This window comes from Sulfurospirillum sp. SCADC (assembly GCF_000743525.1).
Lineage (GTDB): Bacteria > Campylobacterota > Campylobacteria > Campylobacterales > Sulfurospirillaceae > Sulfurospirillum.
In genome coordinates, this window is sequence record NZ_JQGK01000007.1 from 42485 (window position 1) to 64213 (window position 21729).

Here is a 21729-nt window from a genome sequence, read left to right on the forward strand (position 1 = left end):
AGGCTTTGCCTAAACCCCGTGATCAAAATACTAAAAGGAAGAAAATGTTAACAGTGGCATTGCCAAAGGGTAGAATTGCAGAAGAGACATTGGAAATTTTTGAAAAAATCTTTGGAACGGCGTTTCGCTTTGACGATCGTAAACTAATCTTAGAAGCCGATGGTTTTCGATTTTTATTGGTACGAAATCAAGATGTACCTGCGTATGTTTTGCACCAATCAGCAGATATTGGTGTCGTGGGTTTAGATGTGTTAGAAGAGAAAGATGAAGATCTTTTGCGACTGCTTGATCTTGGTATTGGTAAATGCAAAGTCTGTGTGGGCATCCAAGAGGGTAAAGAGATCGATTACAGTGCTCCAGAGCTTAAAGTCGCTACCAAAATGACCAATATTACGCAAAAGTATTTTTCAAAAAAAGCGATGCCAGTCAATATTATTAAACTCTATGGTTCGATTGAATTAGCGCCACTCGTTGGGCTTTCAGATGTGATCGTGGATATTGTCGAAACGGGGAGCACGATGAAGCAAAATGGGCTTAAAGTGGTTGAAACTATTTTAGATTCATCGGCGTATTTGATCGCGAATAAAAACAGTTTTATTGAGAAAAAAGAGGAAATTACATCGTTGTATCACCATATTCATGAGGTGATTCACCAAAGTCGCTGATCAATAAAGATCAGCAACCTTAGCGATTTTACTGCTTAAGTCATGCTCACGAATCGGCTTGACTAGAAAATCAAACGCCCCATGATCAAACGCTTCATGTTTTCGCGTCTCGTCCGTTGTTAAAACAATGACAGGAAGCTTTTTAAATTCGCTCATGGATTGGATATTGGTGAGAAACTCAATACCATCCATGACAGGCATTTTAATGTCAAGAAGCACTAAGTCAATATCGCCTTGTGTTTTTAACAGGTTAATGGCATCAAGTCCATTGGTTGCTTCGATGATAATGCCTACGTTCTCATTTTTACGTAACATAGAACTAATCAATTTTAGATTAATGAAATCATCATCAACCGCTAGAATTTTTAACTGCTTTTCCATACATGTGGCCTTTTAAATAAACGTGTGAATCAGGGTCTCAAGCTCTTTTTTGCTAATTTGGTTTGGTAAAATAGCATCAAAGGCAACAGCGGAATCTTGGATTTTATCTTTAGGATCAATAAACATAATGGTATAGATCTTTCCTGCATGGTGTTGCTCTGTGATGGTGTGAATCCATGCTAGAAACGTCTCTGCATCATCCAAAAGCATCTCTTTGTCGAACAAGACAATCTTACACTGTTTGGACTCAATTTTTTGTTTAAACTCATTATACGAGGTTGCTGCTTCAACATGATCACATATTTTACTCAAAACACTGGTGAAAATTTTGGTTTCAATGGGACTTTTTTTCAAGACTAAAACATCAAGCAGTTCGAGAGGTGACACAGTCTCTTCCTCGCGGATGGATAGCTCAGGCGCGCTTGGGGCAACGACAACGTCATCTTGCAGTGGTGCTACAGGCTCGATGGGTTTCTCTTTTGGGGAAGGTTTGACTTCGGCAACGTTTTCTTGAGCAGAGTAATCAATCTTGTCTTGCATAAAGAGGTTGAGGATACTGATGATACTCTCTTTCTTAATCGGTTTGGTGATGTACTCATCCAAGCCCTCTTTCATAAAACGTTCACGGTCTCCCTTAAGCGCATTGGCCGTAATGGCGACAATGGGTGTATGGGTCAGGTGATTTTTCTCTTCGTATTCTAAAATCTTATGGGTCGCTTCAATACCATCCATAACTGGCATCGCAATATCCATAAAGATCATATCAAATGTCTCATTGCGCCTGCGCTCCAAGGCTTGAAGACCATTGGGGACAATCGTGATGTTTAAGCCTAAATCTTCGAGGGTTCTACGAATCAGTTTTTGGTTGATCTCATTATCTTCTGCGACCAAGACATTGGCTTTAAATTTTTTACCAAAGGTCGCTTTTTGAACCGGTTGTGGCTCAACATGCTCTTCTTTCGCTGGTAAAAATTCACGTTTTGACTCTAGTGCTTTAACGAGTTTTGAGACATTGATAGGCTCGTAAATTGGGGTAATGTATTTGGTATTGTATTCGTTGTATTTGGATTGCTGTGAAGATTTGAAGATCAAAATAATCGGTAATTTAATCTTTTTATACTCTTCAAGCTCCTCTTTGGTGAGGTTGTTGTAATCGGCAACGATGATGTTGCTTCCTGCTTTAAAGATCAGATTTTTAAGTGCCGGAAAATCGGTATAGTATTTGGCGTGTGCACCAAAATAGGTAAAGTAGTCATACATAAACTCGGTATGCGCTTTAGCACTGTTCAGCGGTGCATACAGGGCACAGTTAAAGTCACTAAAATGATCTTTATAATCCGTGCCGCTAGCGGTGGATTCAATAAGATCCAGTACAAAGAAGAAGCGACTCCCTTTGCCTTCTTCACTCTCCACTTCCAAGCGACTTCCCATAAGCGCAATATACTTCGATGAGATCGTAAGACCAAGTCCCGTTCCTCCAAATTTGCGCGTAATCGTTGAATCTGCTTGGTTAAAGGCATCAAAAATACCTTCAATTTTATCGTGATGAATGCCAATCCCAGAGTCTTGAACACTAAAGAGCACGCGGGCTTTATCCAGCGGCGCTTTATCCAGTCGTTTGATCTCGACGGTAATTTGGCCATTATTGGGGGTAAATTTGACCGCGTTGCTCATAAGGTTAATCAATACCTCTTTAATCTTAACGGCGTCACCTTTGAGGTAATTGTGCAAGCTTGGGTCAATGTACAAAGAGAGCTGAATATTTTTCTCAGCCGCTTTTGGTCCATACACTTCAACGGCATTTTCAAACTCATCAATAGGGGAGAAGAGAATCTCATCGATCTCAATTTTGTTACTCTCCACTTTAGAAAGATCCAAAATGTTATTGATAATCGCCAAAAGGTTTTCAGAACTTTTCTCAATAACATCCACAAATTCACGTTTCTCTTCATCTAAATCAGAGTTTCTCAGCAGCTCCGTAAAACCGATAATGCCATTGAGTGGTGTCCTGATTTCATGGCTCATATTCGCCAAGAAAATACTTTTTGCAGCACTCGCTTCTTCGGCATTTTGTTTCTCTTTGGCAATATTTTCAATTGCTTTATCGATAATGGCGTAAGCGACGTTCATGCCCTCTGCTGTGTTAAAATCAACCTTCTCTTTGGTATCGGCGAGTTCTTCAACGCGGGTAAAGATGTTTTCAAGACCTTGGACGTTCTTTCGAAATTGTCCTGAGAGTCCAAAGCCTAGGAACATAAGCACAATGGAGATAACCCATGTAAAACCTGCGCCAATGAGTTGTCCTATATTTTGATTGTCATAGTTGTGCTCTTGTGCGTTTAATGAAACTTTAATAATCTGTGCCGATTTATCAAGGATGTCGATTTTTTTTGTCAAAAGCCCAAACCACAGGGTTGGATCAATCAGATACTCGCCCGTTTGTGCTGCTGCAATGAGTTCCGCTTTAACTTGTGTGATCTCCTCTTCCAGTTTGACATTATCGGGAAGTTTATAAAGACTTTCGATTTGTGCTCGTGTTTGAGCATCGTTAATCGTTGTATAATCAAAACTATTGGATGTCCCAAATATTGTGATCCACATTTCGAGGTCTTTAGGACTAAAGGGGACATATTGGCTCAAGATTTTAGCAACAAATCCACGCTCTTGACCAAGCGATTCAATATTTTTATAGACCGTCACCAAAGAGTAGGTAAGGTTTGAAATATTGGAATTGGTGTTAATGGTGCCGATGGTTTCAAGCTCTTTGAGAAGATGAATGTTGATTTGGCTGTAGTAATCAAAGAACATTTTATTAAAATCAATGGAAAAACTATCGACAGCTTGGCGCATTTCAACAATTTTAGTCACATAGGTAATCACATTTTTAATGTTCGGGGTTACCTCATGGATTTTGTAAAAGTCATGGAACTCTTTGATGGATTTATTGACACTGGCACGCTGCTCTTGGAGTGCCTCTTTGGCGATGCTTCCTTGGCTGGAAAGGTACGAAGCACTGAGCCCCCTCTCTTTGGCAAGTTCAATGGAGAGTGAACTTAAAACCTTGGTACTCTCTATCTTATTCTTCAGTGTGAGTGTCGTATCAAATTGACTGTACGATAAAAAGAGAAAATAACTTGAAAAGATAAAGAGGATAATCAATGGGTATTGGCTGATAAGTCGTAACGTATGTTGTGTCGTTAATTTCATGGTCGGCGTCCTTTATTAACTGTTGATAAGTATGTTGTAAGTAGCAGCGATCTCTTTACATGTAACGCTCTCTTTGGCTCCTTGCTTGAGGAGTAAAACGGCATCATCATGTTTGATCTTGTTCTTGAGATAGGCTTCAGCAAGATAACATTTTGCCTTGATATTGCCTTTCATCACCGCTTGTTCTAAGTAGGGAATTGCAAGCGAAGCATTGGCTTCCATCCCTTCGCCATACAGATACATTTTGCCTAAGTAAAAGTAGCCTTGAATGGCATTTTCTTTTTTGATAGAGAGTTCAAAAAGCTCTTTGGCTTGCGTATAGTGACCTGCTTTATACGCTAAGGTTGCATCGCGAAAGTGGTCGGCAAAGGCAGATGAGAGTAGTAGCGCCAAAACGAGGAAAAATTTTATCATAGAACATTCTCCTTAAAGTATGAAACAGCTTTTTGGAGAGCTTGGAGTGTGTGCAAAATCTCCTCTTTGGTATCAAAATCTAAACTGGTTTCTAAGTGCTCGAAATGGTGAAATAAAGAGAGAATTTGAAGATGAAGGGCAATGCTTTTAAGGTGTGCAATCTCCTCTTTGGCTTGATGGCGATTATTCGCATCGATAGCGTCTTTTAGCCGTGGTAAACTGGTATCCAAGGACAGTACATACTCTTCAATAATTTGTGCTAATGTACTAATATCAAGCCCTAATGCTTCGGCACACTCTGAGAGATCAAAGCTCTCGTCTTGCACGAAAGGAGGAGCCTCTGCTTGGAGCCGCAACTCCTCTACATGTAAGGTTGGATCGCTTAAAAGATCTTCGACATGATCTTCTGGATAGGCTTCCAGAGGGGCGACAAAATCAAGATCGTGTAGCGTGATTTGATCAATCGAATGGTACGCTTGTGGCGTCTCTTCTACGGTTTTTGGCTCGTTATCCTCTTTGGGTTCATCCAGAATGGTATGGTCAAATTTGAGTTTAAAATCAAACGTCTCTTCCAAAAGTGGGGCAGAAGTATTGAGCTTAAAATCTTGATCTTCTTCTGTCTCAGGTAGTGCAATCATCGGTGTCGGAAGCGGAGGGGTATAATCCTCTTCAAAAGCCGTTTTCATCGAAGGTTGCGGTGTCTCAAAGCTAATGGGTGCTGATGGTACTTCTTCGCTGAAGGACTCTTCATACGAGATGATAGAAGGGGATGGCTCTTCAAGCGGTGTATCAAAACTTTGAGGCGTGTTCATCGAAATAGGAAGGTCACGTTTAAATGAAGGCGCATTGCTAAGCTCTACACTGTAAAAAAGCGATGTGTTATTGAGCTCTTTTTGAAGATAGATTTCATTAATCAAAAGAGAAGATTCAATCTCTTTACCATTTTTGGTACGGATGAGAACGCGTTTATTGGGTGTGCCACTGTGCTGAGCATAATCGATCCAGCAGAAGTTTTTAAACTTGAAGATGAAGCCTGGTTTATTCACAAAGAGATCGGCAATGTCGCTGTGATAATTACGAAACTCTTCCATGTCTTCGTACCCCAAAAGGTACAACTCTTGGCTCCCCATTCCCAAAAATAGGCCACTTTTATCGTAAAGTATCAAATCACGATCCTTTAATGAACGTTAAAAAGTCAATTTTAACTCACTTATACTTAAAACTAACCTACTTTTTTAAGCCCTGAAATAGATTGACTCCAAGCTTCTTACCAACGGTGACCTCTAGCTCTTCTTGGTTTGCCGCATAAATGGCTTCAAACGTGCCAAAGTAAAGGAGCAATTTTTTAATCGTTGCCGCACCGACTCCTTCGATTTGCAAAAGCTCCAAACTCATATCGGCTCCTCGTTTTTTCTTCTGATGATAGGTAATGGCAAAGCGGTGGGCTTCATCGCGAAGCCTTTGAATAAACTGCAAACGTTTGTCGCTAGGTGGGAGTTCAAAGGCTTGGTTTTGATTGTATAAAAGATCGTGCGCGGCTCCTTTGGAGCGGTTCGCTTTGGCGTCACGTTTTTCTTTGGCGATGGCGAGCAGATCGACCTGCACCCCTTTTTGGCTGAGCAGACTTTTGGCTAGTTTGAGGATGGTTTCACCGCCGTCCAGCACCCAAAGATCGGGCGCAGATTCTTTGGAAAAATCATTAATACGACGCTCTAACATTTCGCGCATTTGCGCGTATTCATCGGCGTGGTGAAGTTCATAACGGCGATAGCTGGACTTATCAAATCCTTCATCCCACACGACCATACCTCCCACGGGCGATTTGCCTCCAAGATGCGAGTTATCAAAAATTTCAATGCGTTTGGGCAAAGAGACAAAATCAAACAGGGTTTGCATCTGCTCGTACAAAGAGTTGTTGTTTTTCGTGCTGTGTTGAAGTAAAATCGTTTTGGCATTTTCTTGTGCGATGGAGGTTAGATGCAGTTTTTCGCCTCTTTGAGGAACACTAATCGTGATCTTTTGTCCAAATTTTTCACTTAAAAATTGACTGAGGTACTCTTGTTCATGAAACGACTCTGCGATGAGAATCTGCTTGGCAAAGGTTTGATTCATCGGGTTGTAAAACTCAAAAAGTGCTCGCTGATACAGCTCCTCTTTTTCAAAACCGTACGCATTGTGCATCAGCGTGTGCGAGGTGGAGACGATTTTGCCGCCTCGAATAAACAGACGCATAATCACCGCGGTTTTTTCCATAATTTCAATGGCAAATACATCGTAATCTTCGAGTTTTGAAAGCTCCACATGCGTTACATGTAACGCATCTTTGATGGAGTTTATGATGTCACGAAGCTTGGCGGCTTCTTCAAAATTGAGCTTCATCGACGCCTCTTCCATCTTTACATGTAAAAGGGTAACGAGCTTTTTTTGATCGCTTAAGGATTCGAGTGCTTCTTGAACAATTTTGCCATACGTTTCGGTGTCTATCTTTTGCTCGCAAGGCGCTAAACAGCGGTTGATCTGGTAAAATAGACAGGCTTTTTTGCCTTTCAAACACCCTTTTTTTTGCACCAACGGAAACGCCAAATAGAGCGCTTCTAAGAGAGCTTTGGCTGAACCTGAAAGGGGACCAAAATATTTCATATGCTTATCGTTGACAATCTTACGCGTGATCTCAAAACGAGGGAAGGGCTCGGAGAGATTGATCGCAATGTACGGGTAGGTTTTATCATCGCGCAACAAAATGTTGTACTTGGGTTTGAGCTGTTTAATCAGCGAGTTTTCCAAAATTAAAGCGTCATGTTCGCTTTGCACGACGATGTACTCGACATTCTCCACTTCACTGATCATCTTCGCAATGCGTGGCGATAAATTGGGTGCAGCACTGAGTTCACCTGAGAAGCGAAAATAGCTCTTCACGCGGTTTTTAATGCTCTTGGCTTTGCCAACATACAGCAGCATTCCTTGCGCATTGAAATACTGATAAATGCCCGCATTGTGCGGAGCATTTTTAAGTTTTTGAGCTAGCATGTTCTGTTTTTGGCAATGGTCTCTTTGATCGCTTCAAAAAGCGAATGCAGTTTTTCATCTTCGCAGAGTGTTTCAAACGCCCCAGTCGCTTGTTCTGCATAGAAAATTTCCGAATTGGCAGAGACAATGAGCGCCTCTTCCTCGCTTTTTTGATTGGTGACAAAGGCTTGAACTTCGTTTACATGTAAACAGCCACACTCGGGAAAATGAACATGCACCTCTTTTAATAGACTCTTTATTAAATTACGTTTATAATTGAATTCCATTTTGGCGCACGGATGATTGAGTACAAAAAAGAGCGTATCGTTTTTGGTGTACACAAAGCGTATCATACGTGTGAAGCTTTTGGGTAATAAACTGAGCAATCTGTCGTAACAACGCATCTGCTCATATTTCTTCATAGAAGGTTGTTGTACGAGATGAGAAATTATACTTTTAGAATCTTTCATACGTTGATTATAGCATGTTTGGGCTTTGGGCTGCTTGGTTGCGGTTACAAAGGACCTCCTGTTTACGACGATGGCAACACAACGGCAAAAACACACAAGAAATCACTTTACTAAATGAAAACATCGTACGATGTGCTGATTATTGGTACGGGTATTGCGGGACTGAATACCGCTTTAGCACTCCCAAAATCACTGAGCGTTTTGATCGTTTCCAAAGATTATGCGTGGGAGTGCAATACCTTTTATGCGCAAGGCGGTGTTGCGGTGGCGAAAGATGACGCCGACATCCCTTTACATGTAAACGATACACTAGGCGCTGGAGCAGGGCATTGTGATGCAGAAGCGGTCAATGTTCTCTGTTCAGAAGGTCCAGCTGCGATCAAAGGCTTGATCGATAGAGGATTTCATTTTGATACCGATGAAGCAGGCAATCTGCTCTACACCAAAGAAGCCGCACACAGTACCAACCGCATTTTGCACGCAGGCGGCGATGCCACGGGGCGATACATTCATCTTTTTTTAATGGAACAACTCCCTTTTCCCATTTTATACAACACCCAAGTGACCGACCTTTTGATCGATGAAGGTACCTGTTATGGTGTGCGTGTTTCCAATAGCGATCGCATTTTTAACCTTTACGCCAAAAAAGTGATCATTGCCAGCGGTGGCGTGGGATCATTGTATGAGTACCATACCAACGCACGTACCATCAGTGCCGACATGCAAGGGATCTGTTTAAGCCATAACATCGCCTTGGGCGACATGGAGATGATGCAGTTTCATCCGACCGCATTTATTTTGGGCAATAGCGTGCGCAAACAGCTTTTAAGCGAATCTTTACGTGGTGAAGGCGCTTTAGTGGTGGATGAAGAGGGCAAACGTTTTGTCTTTGACTACGACCCTAGAGGCGAACTCGCACCTCGCGATGTGGTCAGTCGTGCTATTTTTCAGTACAAACAAAAAACGCACAAAGAGGTCTATCTTGACTTGAGTGCTTTCTCGCAGGAGCATTTTCAACAACGCTTTCCGAGTATCTATTTTAATATGAAAAATATTGGTTACAATGTGCCACACCAGAGAATTCCAATCTCTCCAGCATTTCACTATTCAATGGGAGGTATCAAAACAGATTTGCACGGCAGGGTTTTACATGTAAAAGATGTGTACGCAGTTGGCGAATGCGCCCACACGGGAGTTCACGGTGCTAATCGGTTGGCAAGTAACTCACTGCTGGAAGGCTTGGTCTTCTCGATAAGGGTTGCCAACGAGGTCATCGCAACGCAAGAGTCCGCAAAAACGATGAAACGTTTTAGTGAGAACGAAGCCGTCTTGATGTGCGAAAACGATAAGGTCCTTAAAAATGAACTGCGCCACTTGATGTGGAATGACGTGGGCATTATACGTGAAAAAGAGCGGTTGGAAAAGGCGCAGCAAAGGGTTGACGCGATGCTGGCATTGTCGATTGGGAAGCTTTTGAGGTTGAGACTTTGGGTCTCACGCGAGATTATCACCAGTGCATTGAAACGAAAAACGTCTTTGGGCGCACACTACATAAAAGAGGAAGTGAGACTATGAAAATAGCGTTTGTATTATTAGTCTTGGCAAATACCATCTGGGCATCCAGTGGGCAAGATATGACAACAACATGGGTAGGAATTGTCTGCTTGGCTGTGTTTGTGATCGGGTATTATATGGTCGCAACCGAAGAGAATTACCATATCAATAAAGCAAAACCTGCTTTGTTTATGGGGACATTTATTTTTGTCTTAATTGGAATTTACAATTACATCAATGGCTTAGATGCTACGGCGTTAACGCAGAGTGTTGATCATCTGATTTTAGAAATTGCTGAGATCTTTTTCTTTTTATTGGTTGCGATGACCTATATTGAGGTTTTGATTGAGCGCAGAGTGTTTGACACGCTTAAATACAACCTTGTCTCCAGAGGCTATTCGTATAAAAAACTTTTTTGGCTAACCGGTGCATTGGCCTTTTTTATCAGCCCCGTAGCCGATAATTTAACGACGGCATTGATTTTATCCACCGTTTTGATTACGATTGAAAAAGAGAAGCCAACTTTCTTGGTACCAGGGGCGATTAATATCGTTGTTGCCGCCAATGCAGGTGGTGCATGGAGCCCTTTTGGGGATATTACAACCCTGATGACGTGGATGGCAGAAAAAGCGCCTTTTGCGGATTTCTTTTACCTCTTTCCCGCCGCTTTCTTGGGTTGGGTGCTCACTGCATGGCTTTTATCGTTGTATGTGCCTTCGGATAAGCCGCACTTTGATGTCTCAACGGAAATGCGCGTCACTGTTTTAAAAGGAGGCAAAGTGGTGATGGTGCTAGGTGTTGTTACCATTGTCTGTGCCGTGCTCTGTCAGCAACTCTTTAAACTCCCACCGATGTGGGGCATGGTCTTTGGACTTTCGCTCTTGAAACTTTACAGTTATCAGCTCAAACGAAGGCATCATGAAGAGCTCAATACCTTTAAATCCATTGGCAAAATCGAACACGATACACTGCTCTTCTTTTTTGGTATTTTAGCCGCAGTTGGCGGGCTCCATTTTTTAGGTTATTTGGATTTAGCTGTAAAATTGTATGATAGCCTTGGTGCAACAACCGTTAACATTGGTATAGGATTTCTCTCCGCCATTGTGGACAATGTTCCTGTCATGAGTGCGGTCTTAAAAGCCAATCCCGATATGTCCATGGATCAATGGTTACTCGTTACGATGACGGCTGGAATTGGTGGCAGTTTAATTAGCTTTGGCTCTGCAGCAGGTGTGGGCGTTATGGGAAAAATGAGAGGTGTTTACACTTTTGGTTCTCACATGAAGTACGCATGGACCGTGCTTGCTGGTTATGTTCTCTCCGTTGTCATTTGGTACGTACAGTTTGAAATACTTGATTTATATTAGAAAAAGCACCAAGGGTGCGCGGGCATTCTGCCAAGGATTACCCAGTGTTAACGTAGTTTTCAAAGCTTTGCTTTGAAAGCGTGTGGTAGTTGTTTAAAAGAGTTAATGCGTTTAGTTTATATTTAAATAGAAGGAAATAAATGAAAGAAGTCCCTATTTTAGTCTTAGATTTTGGGTCACAATACACGCAGTTGATTGCACGTAAGCTCCGTGAGAGTGGTGTTTACTGTGAAATCGTCCCGTACAATGAGAAGATTGAGGCTATAAAAGCGCGAAACCCTAAAGGGATTATTTTAAGTGGTGGTCCAGCTTCTGTGTACGCCAAAGATTCGTACCACCCCGATGAGAATGTGTACACACTTGGGCTTCCAATTTTGGGGATTTGCTATGGTATGCAGCTTCTAACGCAACACTTTGGTGGTAGCGTCATTCCTGCAACGCATCAAGAGTATGGAAAAGCTGAGCTTAAATTTGAAAGTGATCATAAGATTTTTAAAGATACGACGTGCGGACAAATTGTTTGGATGAGTCATGGCGATAGGGTTGAGTCTTTACCTGCTGGCTTTGAAAAAATCGGCTACAGTGAAAATTCACCGTATGCGGCGATTGCCGATGAAAAACGCAATATTTATGCGTTTCAGTTCCATCCTGAAGTGTATCATTCAGAACAAGGAAGCAAACTGCTTAAAAACTTTGCCAAATACATTTGTGGATGCGAAAGTACGTGGAATATGGGCTCCTTTGCGAAAGAGCAAATTGCAAAGATTCGCGAAAAAGTAGGTTCCAAAAAAGTGTTGTGTGGTGTGAGTGGTGGCGTTGATAGCTCTGTGGTTGCAACCCTTTTAGCCGAAGCGATTGGCGATCAACTCGTTTCGGTGTTTGTGGACAATGGACTTCTTCGAGCGCATGAACGTGAGCAAGTCGAAGCGATGTTTAAAAGTCGCAATGTGCCTCTCATCACCGTCGATGCGAGTGAGAAATTTTTAGGTCGATTGGCTGGTGTGAGCGATCCTGAGAAAAAACGTAAAATCATCGGGGAAACCTTCATTGAAGTCTTTGATGAAGAGGCAAAAAAACACAATGGCATTCAGTTTTTAGCCCAAGGTACACTCTACACCGACGTGATCGAATCCGTCTCGGTCAAAGGCCCTTCTAAAACGATCAAATCGCACCATAATGTGGGCGGCCTTCCTGATTGGATGACGTTTGAACTCATTGAGCCACTTCGTGAAATTTTTAAAGATGAGGTGAGAATTTTAGGCGCTGAGTTAGGGCTTCCCAAAGATATGCTCTCTCGCCATCCTTTCCCAGGACCTGGTCTTGCGATTCGCATCATGGGAGAAGTGACGAAAGAGGATTTAGTGCTTTTACGCGCAGCCGATGTCATTATGCTTCAAGAGCTTCGCGCAACGGGCTATTATGAAAAAACATGGCAAGCCTTTACCGTGCTTCTCAATGTCAAAAGTGTCGGCGTTATGGGCGATAATCGAACCTATGATAACACCATTTGTGTCAGAATCGTCGATGCGACGGATGGCATGACCGCGACCTTTGCGCACATTCCGCATACGATTTTGGAGAATATTAGCCGACGTATTATCAACGAAGTGGCTGGCATTAACCGCGTGGTGTATGACATCTCTTCCAAGCCACCTGCAACGATTGAATGGGAATAACAGACGATGATCTACCTCTTCAGCGATAAAGCGTATGAAGGGGTAGTGCATCTACCGCTTTTTGAGATCACTTTTGATCCCACACCGATTGATTTGGAAGGGTTTGATGGCATCATCTTTACCTCCAAAAACAGTGTGAGAGCGCTTGAGCAAAATGGTACGGCATGGAAAGCTAAAAATGCCTATGCCATCGGTGAAGGAACCGCTTCCTTTATCGAGCAGTTGGGGGGAAATTTGGTCTTTACATGTAAAGAATCCTACGGTGATCTTTTTGCCAAAAATCTTCTTCCTTTACTGGGCGCGCAAAAGGTCTTTTTCCCTAGAGCCAAAGAGGTCGTCTCTTCGCTTTTTGAGATCTTACATGTAAACGGTATTGCGATAGAAGAGCGCATTGTTTATGAGACACACTGCAAGCAGTATCCTCTCTCAAGTGCTCCTTTAAAAGAGGCTAAACTTATCTTTACAGCTCCTTCAACCGTGCGGTGTTTTTTGAAAAATTTCGCATGGGATGAGAGTTACACTGCAATTGCGATTGGTGAAAAAACAGCCTCGGCTCTTCCTTTACATGTAAACTGCAAGGTCGCTTCCACCCAAAGTATTGAGGCGTGCATCGCCTTGGCAAAAGCTCTTTAGAAGCTAAAATCCTTTATAATTGAAGAAGTTTAGTCATTTACTTGCCTGGGTGAAGCGACAACCGTTTTCATGAGGGTCCAACAATTAGTATACGGGAATACGTACGTTTTTGGTGTGTCTGTGGTTTTGTTTGAGCTTTGCAAAAAGTGAGAGATTGCAGCCTAAAGGAAAGGTCGACTCCCAGAAGTTGGCTTATTAGGGCCGCTTCAATCACGGAACGCTCACTTGGGTTTTTACACATAAATTTGGAGAAATAATTGATGAAAGTCATGGTTGTTGGTAGTGGTGGCAGAGAGTATTCTATAGGGTTGGCGCTCAAACGAGACCCCAATGTAACCGAAATTTTTTTCGCACCTGGAAACGGTGCAACCCCTCAACTTGGACAAAACGTTACATGTAAAGATTATGAAGCTTTGGCAGATTTTGCTAAAGAAAACGGTATTGATCTGACCGTTGTTGGTCCTGAAACTGCTTTGGTGGATGGTATCGTCGATTGTTTTAAAGCCAAAGGGCTTGTCATTTTTGGCGCTTCTAAAGCAGCAGCCAGACTTGAAGGCTCAAAAATTTTTATGAAAAATTTCCTCTCGCGTTATCAGATTCCGACTGCAAAATTTATCGAAACCAGTGATGCTCAAAAAGCCAATGATTTTATCGAAACGTTAGAGCTTCCTATCGTTGTCAAAGCCGATGGTTTGTGTGCTGGAAAAGGCGTTATCATCGCGCAAAGTAAAGAGGAAGCCAAAGAGGCAGTTGCTGATATGCTCAGTGGAAAAAGCTTTGGTGATGCGGGACTTGGTGTGGTTGTGGAAGAGTTTTTAGACGGTTATGAGCTTTCGTTATTTGTGATTTGCGATGGTGTGGATTATAAAATCCTCCCAGCAGCGCAAGATCATAAACGCCTCAAAGACAACGACATTGGCCCCAATACGGGCGGTATGGGAGCGTATGCACCAACGCCATTGATTGATGACGTGTTGTACAAAAAAGTGGAAGAACGCGTTATTAAGCCAACATTAGCAGGGATGCAAAATGAAAATGCTCCGTTTGAGGGTGTTTTGTTTATTGGCTTGATGATCGTGAAAAATGAGCCGATTGTTTTAGAGTACAACGTTCGTTTTGGCGATCCTGAGTGCGAAATCTTGATGCCACTGTTAAAAACCCCTGCGAGCGAGCTTTTTTACAAAGCTGCGACAGGCAATCTTAAAGATTTAAACATTGAATTTTTTAATCAATATGCGATTGCTGTGGTGATGGCAAGTGAGAATTATCCGTATAGCAATTCAAAACCTTCTGAAATTATTGTCGATAAAAGTGTGCATGCAGGTCTAGCGAACACTCATATTTCGTATGCAGGTGTAAGCCTTGAAGAGGGCAAACTTTACGCCACAGGTGGACGTGTGCTTTTATGTGTGGGCGTTGGGGAAAGCATCAAAGAGGCACGAGAATGTGCCTATTTGCTCTGCGGACAAGTCCATTTTGCAGGCAAACAGTTTAGGAGCGATATTGCATATCAGGCACTTAAACATGACAAATGAAGAGTTGATTGAAAAATTCGAGAGTGAAAATATTACATTAGCCACGCTTCAAAAGCGTGGTTTAGCGTATATAATTGATGAGATTTTGATCTCTGTTTTGTTTGCGCTCATCTATTTTGATCAAATCCCTGAAAACATGACGACCGAAGAGATGATAGAAGCGATCAATGGTCTTTTTGGTTATGTCGTTGTCTTAAAAGTGATCTATCAAACCTATTTTGTATGGATGTATGGGGCGACTTTAGGAAGAATCGCGATGAAAATTAGAGTGATTTCCACCGATGATTTGGAAAAGCCTTCCTTTTTGTTTTCACTCAGTCGCGCTGCCTTTAGAATGATCAGTGAGTCCATCTTTTATTTAGGGTTTGTATGGGCCGCGTTAAATCCAAAAAGAGAGACATGGCATGATAGAGTTGCCAACACGTTGGTGGTCAATGCAAATTAAGTTTTTTCTTTTCGTGGCGCTTTCTTTAGGAAGCTTATGGGCAGCACCTGCACAAAAAACACCCGAACAAAAAGGACCTCAAGACGTTGAAGTATTGGCTGAAAATGTTACCAAAAAGGGTACGTTAATTCATGCTATCAATAACGTGGTACTTTACAGCCCCAAATACCTGATTACCGCGGATGAAGCGTATTATGACACGGAAAGTGGTGATTTAGAACTTTTTGGCAATATTACGATGCTAGAGGGTGTCAGTTACGCCTCTCGTACAGGACACACAAAACTCAATCTCAATACGGATATAGGCGTTTCAGATCCGCTATTCTTTTACGATGAAGAGACCAATGTCTGGATCAAATGTGAAAATGCTGTGTTAAATCCTGAAACCTACATCACCCAAAAGTCCATTGTCTCAAGCTGCAATACCCAAGAACCTGACTGGAAAATTGCTTTTACTACGGGTGAATTTAACAAAGAGAGTAAATGGTTACACCTTTACAATCCCGTCTTTTACGCGAACGATGTGCCTGTTTTCTACCTTCCTTATTTTGCATTTTCAACCGATACGACACGTCGCACAGGACTTTTAAGACCTGAATTTGGCTTTGGAAGCTCAGAGGGTTTTTATTACATGCAACCTATCTACATTGCGCCTGCGGTGGATTACGATGTGGAGCTTCGTCCTCAAATGCGCACCAATAGAGGTGAAGGCATGCACGGAACTTATCGTTTTGTCGATTCTGCTTACTCCAATGGTGAGATTACTACGGGGTATTTTAATGAACACAGCGATTATGCGGAAGAAGAAAATCTAAAAAACAGTTCACATTATGGTTTACAAGTAAAGTATGATCGCAGTCAACTGCTGAGTTCACAGTATACCAATCTCGAAGATGGTCTTTGGTTTGATCTGAACTATTTAAATGATATAGACTATTACAACACGATGAGCAATGAGACAACAAGTTATGATAGATTGGTAACGTCTCGCCTTAATTACTACATCAAACAAGATCAAGACTATTATGGTGTGTATGCAAGGTATGATATTGATACTCACCCAGAGCTACAAGATCCATCAAGAACTGATAACAGAGGCACTCTTCAGGAATTGCCAACACTGCATTACCACCATTTTACATCGCCTTTACTGTTAGATAATTTACTCTACAGTGTTGATTATAAAACCAGTAATTATACGCGTCAAGAGGGTATAACTGCCTTTCAAAATCAAGTGGATGTCCCTTTCTCCCTCTACTTTTCTCTTCTTCAAGATTATGTACATGTAAGCGTTTCAGAAAATATCTATGCGTCGCATATTGCCTATGGAAACGACGATGATTCAAATGAGAATGAAGGGAAATATTGGAGAAACTACCATAAAATTTCACTCTTCACAGAGCTTGCAAAACCGTATGATAATTTTTACCATACGATGTATCTTAAACTTGACCATATCATCCCTAGTAAAGAGGATGAGACAGGCTATTTTGCTGATTTTATTACGCTGAATACGCTTGCCAAAAGTACCTCATTAACGCTAAAAGAGTTTTTTTACAACAGCGATGGAGAGAAAAAAATCAGTCATAAATTGGTACAATTTTATTACGATGACTATGATTATAAGTATGGTGACTTGGAAAATGACATTAAGTACCATGTAAGTGATCAACTTTCATTGGGTCATAATCTCTCTTATTCCAATGAGTATAGTAAAATTTCACGGAATCAAATTTCGATTAATTACAGTGATGAGCTCTATTCAACCTCTCTTCGTTACACCTATCAAGATTCGGTTTATAAAGAAAATACGATCTATAAAATTACGGAAAGTACCTCTACGGATGAAGATTATAGCTATGTAACACTGTATGCCGATACCAAATATTTTACCCATTACAATATTTTCACAAGCGTCAATTATGACGTTAAAGAGGATGAATTTAGATCGTGGGCTTTTGGCTTTAAAAAGACATTAAAGTGTTGGGATTACTCTATTCAGTACAAAGACACAACGACGCCTAAATCAACGAGTTCAAGTAATGGAATTGATTCGGTCAACAAACAAGGTATTATGTTTATGTTTAATCTCTACCCAATGGGTAGTGTTAGCTATGATTTCTCAAGAGAGTCAGAGCAAAAAGTTACAAATTAAAATTGAGTAAAAATTCAAGGAGCATCAGCGTGGAATATAAAATTAGAGTGAATAACCAAGAAGAGATTTACGATCTTGGCAAAGTTGCAAAACAAGCGGCAGGGGCTGCATTATTAAAGATTAAAAATACGGTTATTTTAGCAACGGTTGCGCGAGATGATTCCCAAGTTGCTGAAAATTTTGTACCTTTAACCGTGCAATATGTTGAAAAAACCTATGCGGTTGGGAAAATTCCTGGAGGCTATTTTAAGCGAGAGACGAAGCCAGGCGATTTTGAAACATTAACCTCACGCATTATTGATAGAAGCCTTCGTCCTCTTTTCCCTAAAGGGTATGCTTATCCCACACAAATTGTTGTTTTTGTCTTAAGCTGTGACCCTGAAGTCGATCTTCAAGTAGCCGCTCTCAACGCTGCAAGTGCAGCGCTTTATCTCTCTGATATTCCTGTGAATAAAGCAGTCGCAGGCGTGCGTATTGGTTACATTGATGGGCAATATGTTGTGAATCCTTCCAATTCTGCTTTAAAAACGAGCACGTTGGATCTTTATGTGGCTGGAACAAAAGAAGAGCTCTTGATGATTGAGATGCGTTCCCTCGCTTCGATGGAGAGCATGAGCCTTCCTATCATGGCAATTGACCCAATGCTTGATCCAACCCTTGCGCAGAGCGTTATTGTGAAGCAATCGGTCAATGAATTTGATGAAGATGCGATTGTTGCCGCAATTGATAAAGCACAAAGTGCCATTACCGAAGCAACAACGGCGTATGAAAATACCTTTAAACCTCTTAAAAAAGAGGATGCCGTCCTTGATTATAAACAAGATTTAGCCAATGATTCTATTTTTGCGTACGTGGATGAATTCTACAAAGACGAGGTTAACAACGCGATCAACCAAATGGCAAAAAGTGAGCGTGCGAGTGAGCTTGGAAAGATTGTTACCAAAATTTTAGGGGATGAAGTAGCGATCTTGGAGGGCTGGAGCAAAGAGTTAGTGGACAGCGTTGTGCAAGCGTATAAAAAGAAAATCGTGAGAGAGATGATTATTGAAAAACGTGTGCGTGCCGATGGTAGAAAGCTCAATGAAATCAGACCGATTAGCATCGAGACCAATCTTTTACCTTTAGCACATGGTTCATGCCTCTTTACCCGTGGTCAGACACAAGCGCTTGCAGTTGTCACACTGGGAAATGATAAAGATGCGCAAATGTACGATCTTTTAACCGAAAAAAATACGATTAATGATACTTTTATGGTGAACTATAACTTCCCAGGTTTCTCCGTAGGTGAAGCTTCTCCACTTCGCGCTCCTGGACGAAGAGAGTTGGGTCATGGCAATCTTGCGCGTCGTGCACTTGAGCCTGTTTTGGATCGAAATCGTTTGCAAACCATTCGTTTGGTATCGGAGATTTTAGAATCGAATGGCTCTTCTTCTATGGCAACCATTTGCGGTGGTGCCCTAGCGCTTAAAGCGGCTGGAATCACTCTTGAAAAACTGGTAGCGGGTATTGCCATGGGACTTGTGTTTGAAGGTGATAAACATGCGGTTCTGAGTGACATCATGGGCTTGGAAGATCACGATGGCGATATGGACTTTAAAGTAGCAGGTACAAGGGATGGTATTACAGCGCTTCAGATGGATATTAAACTTGGAGGAATTTCACGCGATGTGCTTAAAGAAGCGTTGTACCAAGCCAAAGAGGGTAGAGCGCATATTTTAGGACTCATGGAAGCGGCAAGTGAAGAGATTGTGATTAATAATGCTATTTTGCCAAAACTGGAACTCTTTAGTGTTGATCCTTCTAAAATTGTTGATATTATTGGGCAAGCGGGTAAAACGATTCGTGAAATTATTGAGCGCTTTGAAGTCTCTATTGATCTTGATCGCGAAAAAGGTGAAGTGAAAATCGCAGGAGAGAACAAAGAAAAAGTGGAAGCGGCGAAAGAGCATATCATTCAAATTACCAATAAACCTTCCTTTGGCGGACGCGGTGGCGGAAGAGATAGAGGCGGTGATCGACACAGTGCCCCACGAGAAGAGAAGCCCGTACCAACGTTTGTGCAAGATGAAGTGGTTGATGGTGTTGTGAAACGTATTGTTGATTTTGGTGCGTTTATTGAACTTCCTGGTGGAATTGATGGGCTTTTACATGTATCTAAAATTGCCGATCACCGTGTGGATAAAGTGAGTGATTATTTGAGCTTAGAGCAAAAAGTACGTGTTAAAATCTTAAAACAAACAGGGAATAAAATCGAGCTAGGGTTAGAACGATAACTTTAAAGGCTTTTTAACAATTGGATGGCTATAATCTCGCTCACAAAGTGGAAAGTAGGGATGTTATCCGAACAGACTTTGAAAAACACAGAGGAGTAATCTTTGAAAAAGATTCTTTTTTTAATGGTAGCATTTGCAACGTTTGCGTTTGCAGGTGAGGGTGAAACAGTTAAAGCATATTCAGCACTCGCTGTAGGTATCGTACTTGGTCTTGCTGCACTTGGTGGCGCAATCGGTATGGGTAACACTGCCTCTTCAGCAATTTCTGGAACAGCAAGAAATCCTGGTCTTGGTGGTAAACTGGTAACAACAATGTTTATTGCGCTTGCGATGATCGAAGCACAAGTTATTTATGCACTTGTTATCTCTTTGATCCTTCTTTACAAAAACCCATTTCTTGGTTAATTAATACACAACAAAATAAGAGGTCTTTTTAGACCTCTTTCTTCTTATGCGGTCGTGGTGAAACGGTAGACACACTACCTTGAGGTGGTAGCGCCCTACGGGTGTGGGGGTTCAAATCCCCCCGACCGCACCATTTTATCTCTCCAAACCCCTATTTTAGGCACTTCCAAAACAAATCAAAAAAAAGTCAAAAACCCTTACGTAGGCAATATCTAGGAATAAACCGAAATATTTGTATTGAAATTATTTAAATGCCCTTGAATATAACTCACATAAACGTCATAAATCATTTTTGTACTAGAATGACCCAAATACTGCGATAGTTCAACAGGTGTGCATAATTGACGGTAAAGCATATTCGTAGCGAATGTGTGACGCATATTGTAAGGTCTACGGTATGGAATATCAAGAGACTTTAGAAGAGGCTTCCACCAATAATTGCAGAAAATGTGCGTGTCATGATATGGCAGACCATACTGTGTAGTCATCATATAATTGTCATTTTCTTTCTCAAACATTTTTAAGATATAAGGATACAGAGTATCTATAATTGGAAGATCGCGCGAAGAACCAAACGTTTTTGGTTTTACATCACCAAACCTAGAGATCGTAGAGCGTATATGAATGATTTTATTTTCAAGATCAACCTCACTTCTTTTTAGAGCTAAAATCTCACCTGTACGCATGCCTGTAAAAAGACCCATTGCAAGGAAGTAAACAAAGTTAAAATTAAAGTCCTGTGCACCTTCGATGATACGTTTAACATCATCGGAACTAAAAGGATTTATTCTGGGTGCATGGTATTGCGGAAGCTTTACATGTATCATGGGATTCTTTTCGATAACTTCGTCCTGCAATGCGACGTCTAGAATACCCTTTAAAACGCTTAAGTAGTTTCTTTTCGACTTATTCCCTACACCTGTTATTTTTTTATACCAAAGCTTAATATCAGAGGCATGAATGTCTTTAATGTTCATGTTTTGGAATTCATCAAAACGATTGTTTAGAATACGTTTGTTTTTATAGAGATAGGATGGTTTCCACTCATCTTCGTTAAGTTGAATATAAAGGTCTGCGTATTTTTGGAAAGTCATTTTATATACCTATTTACAATCATAAATATTAAATGAAACAGGATAAGATGGATTAGAAGAAGAAAGAAAATAATAATGTCGACCACCATCTGCCGTATAGAAACTATTATTAATTAAAAAAGAAGATAAGCAAACAATAGTTTCATTATTTTCAAAACGTTTAAGAGCACTACGAGAATCCTCACCAATATCATTTAAAATCAAAATAAAAGAAATAAAAAATGAACAAAGTAAACCAATAAAAATTTGCATTTTAAGCTCCTATTTATTTTTTTACTGCAATTACAGAATATGTTTTATTTTTCCAAATAGAACCAACATTTTGAGAACCATCACCTCTAGTAAAATTCCAACCAACTTGACGACAACATATAGAACAAATGTCAACATAACCGTTAGGGGCAATATGTCTTACAATCCATTCAGAACAATCATGACGCTTTTTCATT

The 21729-nt window shown here is 41.1% G+C and carries 20 protein-coding genes and 1 tRNA gene; 12 read left to right on the plus strand and 9 right to left on the minus strand.

Features of this window, described 5'->3' with window-relative positions:
• Positions 1 to 44: 44 nt before the first annotated feature.
• Positions 45 to 665 carry an ATP phosphoribosyltransferase gene (gene hisG, locus JU57_RS05905; protein ID WP_037958243.1) on the plus strand — a complete coding sequence of 207 codons (621 nt, stop codon included), beginning with the start codon at positions 45 to 47 and terminating at the stop codon, positions 663 to 665.
• On the opposite strand, the gene JU57_RS05910 is transcribed toward hisG, so the two are convergent.
• From JU57_RS05910 to JU57_RS05935, 6 genes are all read right to left on the minus strand, one after another.
• A complete protein-coding gene (locus JU57_RS05910; RefSeq protein WP_037958245.1) occupies positions 666 to 1046 on the minus strand; it encodes a response regulator in 381 nt (126 codons plus the stop codon). It lies immediately after the preceding gene.
• Positions 1047 to 1058: 12 nt separating this feature from the next.
• Positions 1059 to 4253 (minus strand): ATP-binding protein, encoded by a 3195-nt coding sequence (locus JU57_RS05915; protein WP_051906656.1) that lies wholly within the window; start codon positions 4251 to 4253, stop codon positions 1059 to 1061.
• 15 nt (positions 4254 to 4268) lie between these two features.
• The gene (locus JU57_RS05920; protein ID WP_037958248.1) at positions 4269 to 4667 is read right to left on the minus strand and encodes a sel1 repeat family protein; all 399 of its coding nucleotides are present in this window, start codon (positions 4665 to 4667) and stop codon (positions 4269 to 4271) included.
• Positions 4664 to 5833, minus strand: a complete 1170-nt coding sequence (locus JU57_RS05925; protein ID WP_037958251.1) for a hypothetical protein — start codon at positions 5831 to 5833, stop codon at positions 4664 to 4666. Before JU57_RS05925 ends, JU57_RS05920 begins: the two co-directional genes overlap by 4 nt.
• A 61-nt stretch (positions 5834 to 5894) precedes the next feature.
• Positions 5895 to 7694 (minus strand): excinuclease ABC subunit UvrC, encoded by a 1800-nt coding sequence (gene uvrC / locus JU57_RS05930; RefSeq protein ID WP_037958253.1) that lies wholly within the window; start codon positions 7692 to 7694, stop codon positions 5895 to 5897.
• On the minus strand, positions 7688 to 8026 hold the full coding sequence (locus JU57_RS05935) for a hypothetical protein (protein WP_294876201.1): 339 nt from the start codon (positions 8024 to 8026) through the stop codon (positions 7688 to 7690). The genes uvrC and JU57_RS05935 overlap by 7 nt, the downstream gene beginning before the upstream one ends.
• Positions 8027 to 8113: 87 nt before the next feature.
• On the opposite strand from JU57_RS05935, the gene JU57_RS14050 reads away from it, so the two are divergent.
• The 11 genes from JU57_RS14050 (at position 8114) to JU57_RS05985 (ending at position 20319) form a co-directional block, all read left to right on the plus strand.
• Complete coding sequence (locus tag JU57_RS14050; RefSeq protein ID WP_294876204.1) at positions 8114 to 8257, plus strand: lipoprotein; 144 nt, start codon at positions 8114 to 8116, stop codon at positions 8255 to 8257.
• Positions 8258 to 9718, plus strand: coding sequence for an L-aspartate oxidase (gene nadB, locus JU57_RS05940; protein ID WP_037958257.1), 1461 nt, complete (start codon positions 8258 to 8260; stop codon positions 9716 to 9718).
• A complete protein-coding gene (gene nhaD, locus JU57_RS05945; RefSeq protein ID WP_037958260.1) occupies positions 9715 to 11064 on the plus strand; it encodes a sodium:proton antiporter NhaD in 1350 nt (449 codons plus the stop codon). Before nadB ends, nhaD begins: the two co-directional genes overlap by 4 nt.
• Positions 11065 to 11204: 140 nt before the next feature.
• Positions 11205 to 12740 carry a glutamine-hydrolyzing GMP synthase gene (guaA, locus tag JU57_RS05950; RefSeq protein ID WP_037958262.1) on the plus strand — a complete coding sequence of 512 codons (1536 nt, stop codon included), beginning with the start codon at positions 11205 to 11207 and terminating at the stop codon, positions 12738 to 12740.
• Between the two features lie 6 nt (positions 12741 to 12746).
• On the plus strand, positions 12747 to 13373 hold the full coding sequence (locus JU57_RS05955) for a uroporphyrinogen-III synthase (protein WP_037958264.1): 627 nt from the start codon (positions 12747 to 12749) through the stop codon (positions 13371 to 13373).
• A 260-nt stretch (positions 13374 to 13633) separates the two neighbouring features.
• Positions 13634 to 14908 carry a phosphoribosylamine--glycine ligase gene (purD, locus tag JU57_RS05960; protein ID WP_037958265.1) on the plus strand — a complete coding sequence of 425 codons (1275 nt, stop codon included), beginning with the start codon at positions 13634 to 13636 and terminating at the stop codon, positions 14906 to 14908.
• Positions 14898 to 15353, plus strand: coding sequence for an RDD family protein (locus tag JU57_RS05965; protein WP_037958267.1), 456 nt, complete (start codon positions 14898 to 14900; stop codon positions 15351 to 15353). Before purD ends, JU57_RS05965 begins: the two co-directional genes overlap by 11 nt.
• The gene (locus JU57_RS05970; protein ID WP_294876213.1) at positions 15343 to 17508 is read left to right on the plus strand and encodes an LPS assembly protein LptD; all 2166 of its coding nucleotides are present in this window, start codon (positions 15343 to 15345) and stop codon (positions 17506 to 17508) included. Before JU57_RS05965 ends, JU57_RS05970 begins: the two co-directional genes overlap by 11 nt.
• 29 nt (positions 17509 to 17537) lie before the next feature.
• Complete coding sequence (locus JU57_RS05975) at positions 17538 to 19781, plus strand: polyribonucleotide nucleotidyltransferase (protein WP_037958273.1); 2244 nt, start codon at positions 17538 to 17540, stop codon at positions 19779 to 19781.
• Between the two features lie 102 nt (positions 19782 to 19883).
• Positions 19884 to 20186, plus strand: coding sequence for a F0F1 ATP synthase subunit C (locus JU57_RS05980; RefSeq protein WP_025343956.1), 303 nt, complete (start codon positions 19884 to 19886; stop codon positions 20184 to 20186).
• Between the two features lie 48 nt (positions 20187 to 20234).
• Positions 20235 to 20319, plus strand: a tRNA-Leu gene (locus JU57_RS05985).
• A gap of 79 nt (positions 20320 to 20398) precedes the next feature.
• Here the strand turns inward: JU57_RS05985 and JU57_RS05990 are convergent.
• Genes JU57_RS05990 through JU57_RS14055 form a run of 3 tightly spaced genes read right to left on the minus strand, consistent with a single transcriptional unit; the run spans position 20399 to position 21728 of the window.
• The gene (locus JU57_RS05990; protein ID WP_037958276.1) at positions 20399 to 21280 is read right to left on the minus strand and encodes a site-specific integrase; all 882 of its coding nucleotides are present in this window, start codon (positions 21278 to 21280) and stop codon (positions 20399 to 20401) included.
• Between the two features lie 9 nt (positions 21281 to 21289).
• Positions 21290 to 21532, minus strand: coding sequence for a hypothetical protein (locus JU57_RS05995; RefSeq protein ID WP_037958280.1), 243 nt, complete (start codon positions 21530 to 21532; stop codon positions 21290 to 21292).
• A 13-nt stretch (positions 21533 to 21545) separates the two neighbouring features.
• The gene (locus JU57_RS14055; RefSeq protein ID WP_294876221.1) at positions 21546 to 21728 is read right to left on the minus strand and encodes a hypothetical protein; all 183 of its coding nucleotides are present in this window, start codon (positions 21726 to 21728) and stop codon (positions 21546 to 21548) included.
• Position 21729 lies beyond the last annotated feature (1 nt).

Coding starts and splice junctions, on each gene's coding strand:
- hisG (WP_037958243.1), top strand. CDS start 45: ATGTTAACAGTGGCATTGCCAAAGGGTAGAATTGCAGAAGAGACATTG.
- JU57_RS05910 (WP_037958245.1), bottom strand. CDS start 1,046: ATGGAAAAGCAGTTAAAAATTCTAGCGGTTGATGATGATTTCATTAAT.
- JU57_RS05915 (WP_051906656.1), bottom strand. CDS start 4,253: ATGAAATTAACGACACAACATACGTTACGACTTATCAGCCAATACCCA.
- JU57_RS05920 (WP_037958248.1), bottom strand. CDS start 4,667: ATGATAAAATTTTTCCTCGTTTTGGCGCTACTACTCTCATCTGCCTTT.
- uvrC (WP_037958253.1), bottom strand. CDS start 7,694: ATGCTAGCTCAAAAACTTAAAAATGCTCCGCACAATGCGGGCATTTAT.
- JU57_RS05935 (WP_294876201.1), bottom strand. CDS start 8,026: ATGATACGCTTTGTGTACACCAAAAACGATACGCTCTTTTTTGTACTC.
- JU57_RS14050 (WP_294876204.1), top strand. CDS start 8,114: ATGAGAAATTATACTTTTAGAATCTTTCATACGTTGATTATAGCATGT.
- nadB (WP_037958257.1), top strand. CDS start 8,258: ATGAAAACATCGTACGATGTGCTGATTATTGGTACGGGTATTGCGGGA.
- nhaD (WP_037958260.1), top strand. CDS start 9,715: ATGAAAATAGCGTTTGTATTATTAGTCTTGGCAAATACCATCTGGGCA.
- guaA (WP_037958262.1), top strand. CDS start 11,205: ATGAAAGAAGTCCCTATTTTAGTCTTAGATTTTGGGTCACAATACACG.
- JU57_RS05955 (WP_037958264.1), top strand. CDS start 12,747: ATGATCTACCTCTTCAGCGATAAAGCGTATGAAGGGGTAGTGCATCTA.
- purD (WP_037958265.1), top strand. CDS start 13,634: ATGAAAGTCATGGTTGTTGGTAGTGGTGGCAGAGAGTATTCTATAGGG.
- JU57_RS05965 (WP_037958267.1), top strand. CDS start 14,898: ATGACAAATGAAGAGTTGATTGAAAAATTCGAGAGTGAAAATATTACA.
- JU57_RS05970 (WP_294876213.1), top strand. CDS start 15,343: ATGCAAATTAAGTTTTTTCTTTTCGTGGCGCTTTCTTTAGGAAGCTTA.
- JU57_RS05990 (WP_037958276.1), bottom strand. CDS start 21,280: ATGACTTTCCAAAAATACGCAGACCTTTATATTCAACTTAACGAAGAT.
- JU57_RS05995 (WP_037958280.1), bottom strand. CDS start 21,532: ATGCAAATTTTTATTGGTTTACTTTGTTCATTTTTTATTTCTTTTATT.
- JU57_RS14055 (WP_294876221.1), bottom strand. CDS start 21,728: ATGAAAAAGCGTCATGATTGTTCTGAATGGATTGTAAGACATATTGCC.